Genomic DNA, 12196 nt, shown 5'->3' on the forward strand with positions numbered 1-12196 from the left:
CAAATATAAGTAATAAGATAAAAAAAATATCTTAAAGAATTGCATTTTATCGGCAAGTTATTAACAAAATAGCTGATTTATTGCCCTAAAACAATAAACGCCGACTCATTTTACACGAGTCGACGATTATCAAAACAAACTATAACCATAAAAAAATTAAACGGTCAGTTTAGAGGTATCCTTAGTAGCAATAGTTACATCTGCTTTTACATGGGCTTCATTTGCTCTTCCGCTTGGGTCTTGATTAGATTGCCACTTCGGAATCCATTTTCTCACGGTTTGCGCTGCGCTTTGTTGCGGAAAATGTTTATGAAAGATACTTCTATAATAAAAGGCTTCTTTTGTTAACGGTGTGTTGTACGGAAACAATTCTGCGGCCTTAGCAAATTCTTCATCTGTTACCTGTGATTCACAATATTCGATCAAGGTATCGATCCAGTTATATCCTACTCCGTCTGAAAATTGTTCTTTCTGACGCCATAATACCTCATCCGGCAAATAGGGTTTTTCAGGGGTATCAAACGCTTTTCTCAAAATATATTTTTCTACTCCGTTATACGTTTTCGGTTGTTTTTCTTCCGGTTTTACTTTCATGGCTAATTCCAGGAAACTTTTGTCTAAAAACGGAACGCGAGCTTCTAAACCATGAGCCATAGTTGACTTATCTGCTCTTAATAAATCAGCTGTAAATAGCTTCTGAACTCTTTCGATAGTTTCTTTTTGGAATTCTTCTGCTGAAGGTGCATTGCGGAAATACAAATATCCTCCGAAAATCTCGTCTGCTCCTTCACCGGACAATACCATCTTAATTCCTGTTTCTTTAATAGCCTTAGACATAAAATACATTGGCGTACTGGCTCTAATGGACGTTACGTCATACGTTTCTAAATGCCATATTAATTTTTCAAGGTTCCGGATACCTTCCTCAACCGTAAAGTAGAACTCATGATGTTGGGTACCGATAAACTCCGCTACTTTTCTTGCAGCAATTAAATCAGGTGCTGATTCATCTAAGCCAATAGAGAATGAGTGCAACACTTGTCCGGAACTTTCCAGTAATCTTTTCGCTATCGAAGAAGTCAAAGAAGAATCCAATCCGCCAGAAAGCAATACTCCAAAAGGGACATCAGCCATTAAACGTTTTTTAACCGCTTCGGTCAATGTTTCACGAATGGCTTTATAATCGATCTCTTCGACTGCTTTTGCGGCATCTTCCCACTCTGGTTTGTAATATTTAACAAATCCTGTTTTTTCAGTATAAAAATGCCCCGGAGGAAAAGTTGAAAAAGTCGTACACTGGTCTGCAATTGCTTTCATTTCACTTGCGAAATAGTACCTTCCTCTATCATCAATACCGTAGTACAACGGTTTAATCCCCAGCGGATCACGTCCGGCTATAAAATCATCTCCATTGACCACAACAAAAGCAAACATTCCGTCCAAATAATCACAAAAATCATATCCGAATTCTTCGTATAAGTGTACAATAACTTCAGAATCAGAAGTTGTTCTGAATGTATGGTCTTTCAAAACTGTTTCTCTTAATTTCTTATGATTATAGATCTCTCCGTTGTGAACCATCCAAGCGGTTGAAGTTCCCTGAATAGGTTGCTTTCCGGTTTGTAAATCTACAATTGATAATCGTTCGTGAGCCAGAATATGTCCTGCCTCCGTCACATGAACATCACTTTCATCCGGACCTCTGTGACTCATTCTTTTAGAAAGTTGCTTAACTAAAGCCTCATCTTTTCCTTTTCCTATAACTGCTAAAATACCACACATATCGTTGCTATCTTTTTACTTTATTTTTTTAATGTTTTTATCCTGTAACATTATTTTGATGAAGCAAAGTTGGGCTTTTAGCTTATTTTTATAAACCACAATGAGATTATTAGTTATATTTTAAAACAAAAAATACACTTTTTACAACTATTACAAACTAAACGAATCGGTTTTAGTTAACTTTAGTTACATATTTCAATTTTTTTATTTAATTTTTTAATCTTCGGAAAAGAAGATCTTCTTTAAGAACCGAGAGAAACGGTTGTAAAAAGTTAAACAGTTGCTATTTTGACCGTGTCCTACGTTGTTAAATCTTCGATTTCAAATGATAATCAATTTACTATTATAGAATCTGAAACCGGCTCAGATTGACAAAGAAGTTGTTTTGTAACAATCTATCTATTCTATTTTTAAGATTTTATATTTTGACGTATTAAAACTAAATTCGTCTCCGGCGTGCTTTCCTTTCATCTCTTTTCCGATAGGAGATTCAAGTGATAATGAGATTATGTTTGCACCATCAATAATTATTTTTGGCAGTGCCGTACTTACAAAAAACAAGAACTTATCCGTATATACCAGACTTCCTATTCCTACTAATTTATTTACTTTTAAAATATCAATACTTTCTAATACGCTTTTTTGTGCTAAGGTTTCTTTTAGTTTCTGATTTAGCTTTTCCTGCTCTAAATGCATCATTGATAATGCTGTTTCATGCTTATCTCCCGCAGAACCTTTAGCATCGTTTTGAGCATCCTCCGCCAGATCCGAAATTTGTTTTCGCAGGGTTTGAACCTTATCTTCTAAAAGTTCTTGATAATGTGTATATATTTTCGATTTAAGTGATGTCATAGCTAAAAAAAGAAAAACCTGTAAGCTTTTAAAAAATCTTACAGGTTATATTGTTTTAATTCTGTTGTTTAGAAGTCAAATTTATAATTTGCACCTAACAAAATCTGAATTCCCTGAACCGGATAGTTAGCCCAACGATTGTATTGTTGGCTTGCTAAATTATTTCCTTTCAAGAAAGCGGTTAAACGGTCATTATACTTATACCCCACATGCATATTCAGGTCAAAATAGCTATCAAGTGTTACTTCCTCTGTCATGAACTCCGGTGGAAAAACGGCCGCTAAGCTCTGAACTGTAATTCTGTCTTTTCTTTCGCCTACAAAAAACACTTTGGCTCCGGCATACCATTTTTCATCAAAATCAACATCAACAGTCGCTCCGATGTTCAATTGCGGTAAATTCCATGCTTCTGTTTCATAATCTGTTGAAAAGTTATTATAGGTTCCGTTAATTCCCAAGCTTAGACTTTTAGAGAAATCAGCTTTTAGTTCTCCGAAAATGCTTACCGTTTTTACATTATCGTATACCACGCCGAAAGAGTTTCCGTTAGTATAGCCTTCTGTATTTGCATTTGCATAAATATAGGGATTACTTGTAAAAAGTGCTTTTCCGTCTTCATTGTTATAAGAACCTTTTACATTAAATGCTACCGAATTAGCTAATTTCCCTTTTAAACCGACATAAATATCATATTTATTGTCAGTTGGTGCAACGTAAAGCGTTGGCGATACAAAAGGGTTCTGATCTACAAAATCAGCATACGAGTTTTGATTTAATCCTCCTTCAGCACCGGCATAACCGATCAATAAATCGCCTACGATCTTATACGATGCTTTTACATTAGGATATACAAATATTTTACTATCACTTGTTCCGTTGAATTTACCTGTGCTGTAGAATACTCCTGCACCTAACTGAACTGATAAATCGTCTTGCTGGTATAAAATACTCGGTTTAGTTCCGAAAATGATAGTACTGTAACTGATATCAGAAAGACCTTCGTAATCTTTATCAAAACTTCCGCCAACATAATCAATAATGAAATTAGCCTTGATCTTTTGGTCGAAAGCTTCAATATCAAAATTCGGTTTTACAAAAAAGCGATTTTCGCCTGAACTTAAAGCATCGGAAAAGCGCTTGAACTGCAAACTTACTTCGCTGAAATAACTATCCGTTAAACTCAATTTTCCTCCCAGTGCAATAGTGTTATACGATTGTTTTTCGTCTATTGCATTAATCATATCTTCTGTAAAGATGATATTCTCAACAGGTAATCCGTACCAGTTATAGATTTGATTTTTTATACCTAAATCGACATTCCAACTCATATCACGATCCCGGGTACCGTAAGTAACATCCAAACTGGTGTTGTAATATTTGTCATCTAAAACCACATCTTTAATTCCGCCTTGCGATGACAGGTGACGCAACATTCCGCCTATGTAACTGTTACGCCCGAAATTTTCGGTAACAAAGAGTTCGGCATTGATTGTCGGATAATTTCCGAAACCCAGAGTTGCATAATTCCTATAGAGCTTTTCTTTTTCTGCTTTATCAACTCCTGCTGCTTTTCCTTTTGCCGGCGTAAAGGTTGAGGCTACCGGAAAAGAAAAAATATTGTATTCTATTGCTTCTTTCTGTGTGTTTTCATCATCGTCTATTACCGGTGTTTCTTTCACTTTAAAAGCATCAGAAATAGCCGGAGTATAAGGTTTTACAACATTTACAACTTCTGAACCTATATTATCTTCTTCTTGTGCTAACGAAACTTGGCTTACGAACAAAGCTATAGCTAAAGGAAGGTATATCTTGATATTTTTCATACGTACGTTTTCTTTTTTTCGATTATCAGTTAACATCTGAAGTAATTTATTCTGTGATTGATGAATTCGTTTTGGCTTCTTCTGCTTTTATGGCTGCCAACTCAGTTTGAGCTTCTTCCACAACATCAGGATAATCTCCGAAATTTTTAATTACACTCTCTAGAATATAAGTTGCCTGGAAACTATCTTTCAATCCGTAAAAGTTTTTTGCCATTACTACTAAGCCTTTTGCTCCGTAGTATTTATATCCTGAATAATCTTTTGCTAATTTTTGAACCGCTTTGTTTGACTCTTCAAATTTTCCCTCTTTATTTTTGAAATAGGCATCATAATACAATGCTTCGGCAGCTAATTCTCCTTTTGCAATTTTCAACAAATCTGCATAAGCTGCTTTTGCTTTTGTTTCGTCATTGGTTTTAATAGCAGAACGTGCAATAATGATCTGTGCATCACTTTTTATCCGGTCATCTACTTTATCGTTTGACAAAACTTTTTCGGCATATACAACAGCACTTGCATAATTCTCTTTTTCATAATACGCTTTCATTAAATTAGACTGCGCATAGGTTTTATTTTGCGGATAATCGGCTTCATTTTCTAATCGGGACAGAACCGGTATGGCTTTGTCATATTCTTTCGCTTTTAAATATACCTGACTCAAACGAGCTAAAGCTTGTTCTGTAAATTCATTTCTCGGCTGACTGATCACATATTCATAATGTTTAGCCGAATTACTTTCTAAACCATCAGCAAAATACAATTGCGCCAAATAGAAATTAGCATGTAAAGCATGCAATCCATTCGGAAACTTAGCTACATAATTGCTGAATCCTGAAATAGCCTGTTTACTATTATTCATCAAATATTGCTTCTCAGCCGATTCATAAGTAGTATTGTCCAAATCGGCATCCGACACTTCAACGAAACTCAATGTTTTTACCCAGTCTGAATACTCATCCACTCTTCCGTTATCGACATAGATCAAACGTGCTGTTGAAACCGCTTGTAAAGATTCCGGCGAATTCGGGAACTCCGCTACTACTTTTTTAAACTTCACTAAAGCCGGTTCTGATTTATTGTTGTTGTAGTAGATCAATCCTTGTTTCAAAATCGATTTGGCTACATAAGAACTACTCGGGTAATTAGCGATTAACTTATCATAAGATGCAATAGCTTTTGATTCGTTATTTTCATTCACATACGTATTCCCTAACTCATACAAAGCATCATCGGCATATTGTGAGTTCGGATACGTTTTAATAAATTTTTCCAGATCTTCAATCTTTCGGTCATTCTTTCCGACAAATCCGTAACTGATCCCTTTTTGGAATGCAGCATAATCTTTACTTACGCTATTCATTTCAATAGCTTTGTTATATGCTTCCATTGCCGGCCAATACTTAGCTGAAATAAAGTTACAATCTCCCAAGCGTAAATAAGCATCAACCTTTCTTACATTATCATTCTTAACCACCGCTAAGAAATCCGTAAAATGCTTGATGGCATTATCATAATCCTTTAATTTAAAATACGCATACGCTAAATTGTACTGAACATTTTTATATTCCGGTACAGAAGCCGCTTCACTATAACCTAAAAATTGTTTATAGCTTAACATAGCTTCATTATACTGTTCTAAATTATATTCTGCTTCAGCTTTCCAAAAAGTTGCACGTGCCGTAAACTTCAGATCTTTATTTTCTGAGATCGACTTTTTAAACAAGTCAAAAGCCGCCTGATAATTCCCGTCTGTAAAAAGTTCCAGTCCTCTGTAAAAAGCTACTTTTTGGTAAGCGAGACGATTTTCAGGGGATTTGTTTTTCTCTAACAACTCTAAAGCCTCTGTATAGTTTTTAGATGTGATGTATGAACTGATCAATAGATTATTAATTTCCTGCTTGTAAGATGTATTCGGATATTTATCCAAATAAGCTTTCAATACTTCCGGAACGGATTGATAAGGATTTCCTATTTCATAACTCAACTTAGCATAGTTAAGATAGGCATCCTCCTGAATTTTCAGATCAAAATCCATTTCAGAAGCTGTTTTAAAAGCATTTAAAGCCTGTTGTTTTTTATCTGTTTCCAAATAACATTCTGCCAGATGATAATAAGCATTCTGTGCCACATGATCATTTCCGTTAATGATCTTATTGAACTGATTTATAGCATTTTCATAATCGTTCTGCTTGTAATAGGTATACCCTAACTGGTAAAAGTCAGTATTATTCCATTTGCCTTTTTTTCCTCTGTAATCTAACAGGTAAGGGAGTGCTTTATCGTATTGTTTCAGGTTAAAATAACTTTCTCCGATAATTTTAGACAGTTCGCTTTTCTCCTGAGCATTTGACTTAGGCAACTGAGCCAGCCCCAGATCAATAGCCTTTTGAAAATTTCCCAGTTTAAAATTCATATCGGCCTGAAAGTAGCCCATCTTTTCTTTGTATTTGTCCTGATCTGAAACCTGATCAAAGTATTCATTAGCAGCATTATAATCATCTGTTTCATAAGACATATAACCCAAATAATATTTAGCTTGACTACCGTAAACAGGCGAATTAACCACCTGATTTAAGTGTTTCTGAGCTTCTTTATTTCGTTTCAAAGTAAAATAGGCATATCCCTTTTGAAAATTGTATTTTTCCCTGTCGGCATTTGACATATTACTCGTATCGGCTTTGTCAAACCATTCTAAGGACTTAGCATAGCCTCCTTGGTTAAAATAGTAATGAGCCACTTCAATATACGCCTGATTTTGTTTTGTACTTGTCGGATAATCTTCTACAAAATCTTCAATTAATTGATCGGCTCCGTATTGATTTAAACGAATGGCACAATTTGCAATGTAGTAAGCACAATCAGCCTGAACTTCCTGATTCTTTATTGTATTTTTAACTTCCCCAAACATAATCTGAGCGGATTGGTACTGTTTGTCTTTGTACAATTCAACCGCTCTGTCAAACTCTTTCAATTCATTTGTATAAATGGCCGTTTGCTGCGAAAAAAGCAAAGCCGGACTTCCCATAAACAAAAGGGAGGCTAGTCTGATTTTCTTAATCATTTGAATTTGTTTTTTGTAATAGTCCTCAAAGATAATATTTCCTTATGGTATTAACGAAAAGTGTTAACAGATTATTGTAACATTTTATTAACCGTAACGAAATAAAAACGATCAAACAATTATTTTAAACCAAGCAATAAAAAAAGGAACTTCCCGTTAAGTGAAATAAAATTTTGTAACCGAAAATTTAGTTCTTACTTTTACACCAAAATCTGTCGTCAAATTATGTCCACAAGCATTCTCTCTTTAAAAAATGTGACCATTTACCAAGAAAAAAACCCCGTATTGACCAATATTAATTTAGAAGTTAAACGAGGGGAGTTCATTTATCTGATAGGTAAAACCGGAGCAGGAAAGAGTAGTTTTTTAAAGACTTTATATGCTGATTTACCTTTAAAAGAAGGAGAAGGAAGACTTGTAGGTTATGATTTAAACGGTTTAAAAGAAAAGAACATTCCCTACCTGAGAAGGAAATTGGGCGTTGTTTTTCAAGATTTTAAACTTTTACCGGACAGAAATATAAAAGAGAACCTTCTTTTTGTACTGAAAGCAACCGGTTGGACAGACAAAGCAGAAATAAACCTTAAGATTGATGAAGTACTGGAAAAAGTAGGCTTAAAGCATTATCTCAATAAAATGCCCCACCAACTTTCGGGTGGAGAGCAACAACGCATTGCTATTGCCAGAGCTTTACTTAACGACCCAGATTTAATACTAGCCGATGAACCTACCGGAAATCTTGATCCGCAAACCAGTGTTGAAGTAATGGAATTGTTACGAAAAATTAATGCTAACGGCAAAACTATCGTTATGGCTACTCACGATTATGCTTTATTATTGAAATTCCCTTCTAAAACCCTAAAGTTTGATGAAGGAAAAGTATTTGAAGTAGTTCAAAGAACGGTGTAAATATGCTTTCTATTCTGATCCCTACATACGAATATAATGTCTTGCCATTAGTAAGGGAATTAAAGAATCAAGCCGACACCTTAGGTTTTGATTATGAGATAATTGTAGGAGATGATAGTCGTAATACTTCAGCTGATAACGAAGAAATAACACATTTATCACACTGTAGGTATATAAAAAACAAAAAAAATTTAGGTCGGGGACAAAACATTAATTTTCTGGTAGAGCAATCGCAATATAACTGGATATTAATTCAGGAAGCCGATGCCATGCCGCAACAAAAAAACTACATTAAAAATTGGGTAACTATTTTAAAAGAAACTAATAAAGATGCCATCTTCGGTGGCGTTTTGTATCCGGAAGAACCTTTTGCCGAAAACAAACTTCGCTGGTTATATGGTACGAAAACAGAAGTGAAAAAATTAGAATTTCGAAAAAAAAATCCATATCAATTTGTCTTTACCTGGAATCTGGCACTTAAAAAAGAAATCTTTCAAACTATCAGATTTCCGGAATACATAACAGAATACGGTTATGAAGATGTTGTTTTTTTAAAGCTTTTAAAGCAAGAAAACGTTCTTGTGGAACATTTTAAAAACCCTTTGATCCATCTTAATGTAGAGACGAACTCCGTATTTATAAAAAAAACAGAAAAGGCTATTGAAAACTTATACTTTCTGATCTGTAACCAACGCTTAGAATATACAGACACAAAATTAGGAACAAGTTATCAATTCTTAAAGAAATTCGGATTCTTAAATTTCTTCAAGTTCTTATTCAAACAATTTGAAAAAAGCATACGAAACAATTTAATTTCAAAAAAACCAAATCTAAATCTGTTTTTCCTTTATAAATTAGGCTATTTTTGTACCATTAGCCCAAAACAAAATGTATAATTCTCTCAAGAAAGTTATCCGCAACCTTATTCCTGATAAGGTGCTTTATATGATTGAGCCCGGTTTGCGGAGTTTTTTTGCCTTATCTAAAAAAGGAAACCAACACAAATGTACTATCTGCCATTTTAAAAATAAAGAATGGATCATTCTGGAAAATGAGGACAAACTTTGCCCGAAATGCGGTAGCTTATCACGCGACAGAAGACTATGGGAGATCATTGCTTCTGAATATTTACCTCAGGTACATTCCGTTTTAGATTTCTCCCCTTCCAGATGTTTGTACCGAAAGTGGAAAAATATACAAAATAAGGACTATCATGCCTCTGATCTGTCAGGTGATTTTATTTCTGACCATCACTACAATATCACTGAGATAGCTACTTCTGATGCTTCTTTTGACCTTATTCTTTGTTATCATATTCTGGAACATATTCCTGATGATGTGCAAGCTATGAAAGAATTGTTTCGGGTTTTAAAGACAAACGGAAAGATTCTGATACAGACTCCTTTTAAAGACGGAGATATCTACGAAGACAAAAATATCACTTCAGAACAAGACCGCTTGATCCATTTCGGACAAGAAGATCATGTTCGTATCTATTCCGTTGAAGGCTTAAAAAAACGATTAGAATCCGTTGGTTTTTCGATTGAAGTCAAAAGTTTTGATAAAAATGATTATTTTGGCTTCCGTAAAAACGAAATCATTTTAGTCGCTACAAAATAAATGCCCAAAATTTCGATCATCATACCACTTTACAACAAAGGGTTTATTTTTCAGAAAACCCTAGAATCTGTATTACAACAATCTTTTACAGATTTCGAACTTATCGTTGTTAATGACGGTTCCGATGATAATTCTGTTGAGATTCTTAAATCATACCATGACTCAAGGATTAAATTATACCATCAGGACAATCAAGGTGTAGGAACGGCACGTAATTTCGGAATTGAAAAGGCTACATCAGAGTTGATTGCTTTTTTAGACGCTGACGATTATTGGCTACCCGATCACTTAGAGGAAATTTATCTTTTGTATCAGGATTTTCCTGATTGTGGTATCTATGCAAGTCGTTATTTTATGAAAATAGCTACTCACAAGAACGTCAGAACATTTTATAAAAATATTGCTCAAGACTTCAGAGGTGTCGTGAACAATTTTTTTGACGCCAGTTTACCTTATCGGATCGGATTAACATCTTCTCTTGCTATTCCGAAAAGTATCTTTACGGAGAAAAGATTCAATCCTACTGTTACTAGCGGACAGGATCTGGAACTATATACTAAGATTGCTCTTGAATATCCTGTTGCCCTGACTTCGGCATTCACTGTAGAATACAATTTTTCTTTAGACAACCAACTTTCTAAAACTCCGATCACTCGGAAAAGATTAATGAATTTTGAACAATTCTCTGAAAAAGAAAAAAGTAACGGAAGTTTACAACGGTTTTTGGATCTCTACCGTTTAGAATATGCAATGCAGTTTAAAATTGCTGGTGATCTAGAGCGATCAGAACATTATTTTAAAACAATAAAGACTTCAATTCCGTTCAAAACAAAACTATTGTATAAAATGCCCGGCAGTGTTCTTAAAAAGCTTTTGCGGTTCAAGCAATTCTTAAGAAGTAAAGGTTTTGATTTTAGTATTTACAACTAACGTTTTGTTTGTAAAAAGTCATTAAATCCTCTGATATAATCACTTTCTTCAAACACATCTGAAGCGATAACCAAGCATACAGATCCTGAAGAAAAATTGCGCAATTCGCGCCAAATATTATTAGCTATTAATAAGCCTTCATAGGGTTTATTCAGAACAACTGTTTTCTCCCTTTCACCGTCATTTAATATTACCTCAAAACTTCCGGATAAAGCCACTAGAAATTCTTGCTGTTCTTTGTGCGAATGTCCGCCGCGTTCTGCTCCGGCCGGAACATCATACAAATAATACACACGCTTTATTTCAAAAGGAATAACTTGTTCTTCTATAACCGATAAATTCCCTCTCGGATCATGGATTTTCGGAATGGCAATTATTTTACAATCTTGAATTTTTGACATACTGCTTTTTACCTTTTATAGCCTGTGAAATTAACTTGGGAATCTGAAGTATCCCTATTTTACCTTGTTTGAGATCAAAAAATAGTTTTAAGAAAATCCAAAGTACATATTTATTCCTGAAAATTCTAAAAAAAACGGCACTTTGATTAAAATAAAGCATCTCAGAATTTATCCTTTTACTTGTTGTTTCTCCCGGGTGATCTAAAATGACTTCCGGCTCACCACTTATCCTGAAGTTTTTATTTTTCAGATCTGACACAAAAATTGCCTCCTCTCCTATCGGAAAACAAGCTCCGATACCGAAATTTTCATCAAACCTGACATTAGTTTCCAGAATAACTTTTCTCTTAAAAGCTAATTCTACAGAAGAGATATCTAAAACCTGAAACCAGTTTAAATCCTGACAGAAGGCTTGCGGATATTTCTTGATCTGTTTTCCGTTTTGAGTATACCGGAACCTAACAACATCTGTAAAAGGATTTTTATTAAACGCATGTAATAACTTAGCCGCAAAATCATGTTCAAAAATAACATCGTCATCAGCTAGCAGAACCAAATCTTTTTCAGCCTGTTGTAAGGCTATATTTCTGCTCTTTGAAAGTCCGAATTCATAACAGTTCACAACTTTCACATTTTCAAAACCAGACTGCAGCTCTTCTCCGTCGGTTTGATTCACCACCAAAACGGAAATTGATTGCCATAGATCATCGGGAAACATTCGATATAAAAAACCGAGATCCTTTTGATTCATGGTCGAAACTAAAATTTCTAAATCATTTTGTTGGTAGAGCACACTCAAATTGTAGTATATTTACACA

At 34.6% G+C, this 12196-nt stretch carries 10 protein-coding genes; 4 read left to right on the top strand and 6 right to left on the bottom strand.

The window, feature by feature from the left end; genetic code table 11:
- Positions 1-156: 156 nt before the first annotated feature.
- From asnB to NHF50_RS01645, 4 genes are all read right to left on the bottom strand, one after another.
- On the bottom strand, positions 157-1782 hold the full coding sequence (gene asnB / locus NHF50_RS01630) for an asparagine synthase B (RefSeq protein WP_252774833.1): 1626 nt from the start codon (positions 1780-1782) through the stop codon (positions 157-159).
- Positions 1783-2181: 399 nt separating this feature from the next.
- Positions 2182-2634 (bottom strand): hypothetical protein, encoded by a 453-nt coding sequence (locus NHF50_RS01635; RefSeq protein ID WP_252774834.1) that lies wholly within the window; start codon positions 2632-2634, stop codon positions 2182-2184.
- Positions 2635-2702: 68 nt separating this feature from the next.
- Positions 2703-4457 carry a TonB-dependent receptor gene (locus tag NHF50_RS01640; RefSeq protein WP_252774835.1) on the bottom strand — a complete coding sequence of 585 codons (1755 nt, stop codon included), beginning with the start codon at positions 4455-4457 and terminating at the stop codon, positions 2703-2705.
- Positions 4458-4503: 46 nt separating this feature from the next.
- Positions 4504-7518: a tetratricopeptide repeat protein gene (locus NHF50_RS01645; protein WP_252774836.1), complete on the bottom strand. Its 3015-nt coding sequence runs from the start codon at positions 7516-7518 to the stop codon at positions 4504-4506.
- A 225-nt stretch (positions 7519-7743) separates the two neighbouring features.
- Between NHF50_RS01645 and NHF50_RS01650 the strand changes: the two genes are divergently transcribed.
- From NHF50_RS01650 to NHF50_RS01665, 4 genes are read left to right on the top strand one after another with little or no spacing between them, the layout of a single operon-like run.
- The gene (locus NHF50_RS01650; RefSeq protein ID WP_109568033.1) at positions 7744-8427 is read left to right on the top strand and encodes a cell division ATP-binding protein FtsE; all 684 of its coding nucleotides are present in this window, start codon (positions 7744-7746) and stop codon (positions 8425-8427) included.
- 2 nt (positions 8428-8429) lie between these two features.
- On the top strand, positions 8430-9323 hold the full coding sequence (locus NHF50_RS01655; protein WP_109568034.1) for a glycosyltransferase: 894 nt from the start codon (positions 8430-8432) through the stop codon (positions 9321-9323).
- Entirely contained in the window at positions 9316-10047 is a 732-nt protein-coding gene (locus NHF50_RS01660) for a bifunctional 2-polyprenyl-6-hydroxyphenol methylase/3-demethylubiquinol 3-O-methyltransferase UbiG (RefSeq protein ID WP_252774837.1), read from the top strand. Before NHF50_RS01655 ends, NHF50_RS01660 begins: the two co-directional genes overlap by 8 nt.
- Positions 10048-10977, top strand: a complete 930-nt coding sequence (locus NHF50_RS01665; protein ID WP_109568036.1) for a glycosyltransferase family A protein — start codon at positions 10048-10050, stop codon at positions 10975-10977. It begins immediately after the preceding gene.
- On the opposite strand, the gene NHF50_RS01670 is transcribed toward NHF50_RS01665, so the two are convergent.
- Together NHF50_RS01670 and NHF50_RS01675 are read right to left on the bottom strand one after the other, a co-directional pair.
- Complete coding sequence (locus NHF50_RS01670) at positions 10974-11378, bottom strand: FdtA/QdtA family cupin domain-containing protein (protein ID WP_109568037.1); 405 nt, start codon at positions 11376-11378, stop codon at positions 10974-10976. The two genes, NHF50_RS01665 and NHF50_RS01670, sit on opposite strands and share 4 nt — an antisense overlap.
- Complete coding sequence (locus NHF50_RS01675; protein ID WP_109568038.1) at positions 11356-12171, bottom strand: glycosyltransferase family 2 protein; 816 nt, start codon at positions 12169-12171, stop codon at positions 11356-11358. The genes NHF50_RS01670 and NHF50_RS01675 overlap by 23 nt, the downstream gene beginning before the upstream one ends.
- Positions 12172-12196 lie beyond the last annotated feature (25 nt).

Origin of the sequence: Flavobacterium sp. NRK F10, from assembly GCF_024054235.1 — a bacterium.
GTDB classification, from domain to species: domain Bacteria; phylum Bacteroidota; class Bacteroidia; order Flavobacteriales; family Flavobacteriaceae; genus Flavobacterium; species Flavobacterium sediminis.

Excerpts from the sequence above, each read along its gene's own strand:
- asnB (WP_252774833.1), bottom strand. The coding sequence starts at position 1,782 with ATGTGTGGTATTTTAGCAGTTATAGGAAAAGGAAAAGATGAGGCTTTA.
- NHF50_RS01635 (WP_252774834.1), bottom strand. The coding sequence starts at position 2,634 with ATGACATCACTTAAATCGAAAATATATACACATTATCAAGAACTTTTA.
- NHF50_RS01640 (WP_252774835.1), bottom strand. The coding sequence starts at position 4,457 with ATGAAAAATATCAAGATATACCTTCCTTTAGCTATAGCTTTGTTCGTA.
- NHF50_RS01645 (WP_252774836.1), bottom strand. The coding sequence starts at position 7,518 with ATGATTAAGAAAATCAGACTAGCCTCCCTTTTGTTTATGGGAAGTCCG.
- NHF50_RS01650 (WP_109568033.1), top strand. The coding sequence starts at position 7,744 with ATGTCCACAAGCATTCTCTCTTTAAAAAATGTGACCATTTACCAAGAA.
- NHF50_RS01655 (WP_109568034.1), top strand. The coding sequence starts at position 8,430 with ATGCTTTCTATTCTGATCCCTACATACGAATATAATGTCTTGCCATTA.
- NHF50_RS01660 (WP_252774837.1), top strand. The coding sequence starts at position 9,316 with ATGTATAATTCTCTCAAGAAAGTTATCCGCAACCTTATTCCTGATAAG.
- NHF50_RS01665 (WP_109568036.1), top strand. The coding sequence starts at position 10,048 with ATGCCCAAAATTTCGATCATCATACCACTTTACAACAAAGGGTTTATT.
- NHF50_RS01670 (WP_109568037.1), bottom strand. The coding sequence starts at position 11,378 with ATGTCAAAAATTCAAGATTGTAAAATAATTGCCATTCCGAAAATCCAT.